This is a genomic window from Klebsiella sp. 10982 (genome assembly GCF_048589245.1).
Lineage (GTDB): Bacteria > Pseudomonadota > Gammaproteobacteria > Enterobacterales > Enterobacteriaceae > Klebsiella > Klebsiella quasivariicola.
In genome coordinates this window covers 1-373 of the sequence record NZ_JBMAXV010000154.1, presented here as the reverse complement: position 1 = coordinate 373, position 373 = coordinate 1, and the positions used below count along the sequence as shown (strand labels likewise).

The window sequence follows — 373 nt, the reverse complement described above, 5'->3', positions numbered from 1 at the left end:
AAAGTTTGGCGGCATGGGCGTGACCGAACTGCGGCGTCTGCGGCAACTGGAGGATGAAAATCAGCGGCTGAAGAAACTGGTGGCAGACCTGAGTCTGGACAAGGAGATGCTGCAGGAGGTACTGTTCTGAGGCCGGCTCAGAAGCGTCAGGCGGTGCATTTTCTGCGGGAGGCTTACCGTATCAGTGTCCGGCGGGGATGCGAACTCCTGATGCAGAGCAGAACCGTTTACCACTGGCAGAGCTGGCGGGATGATCGGGCGATAACCCTGCGTATCCGGGAAATAGCGGAAACCCGGATCCGCTACGGTTGCCCGCGTATTCATATTCAGCTGCGGCGGGAAGGCTGACCTGTTAACCACAAGAAAACACACA

The 373-nt window shown here is 57.6% G+C and carries 1 pseudogene; it reads left to right on the top strand.

Annotated elements, in window-relative coordinates:
- A pseudogene (locus ACKLKD_RS28045) lies at positions 1-345 on the top strand (IS3 family transposase); the annotation flags it as partial.
- Between the last annotated feature and the right edge of the window lie 28 nt (positions 346-373).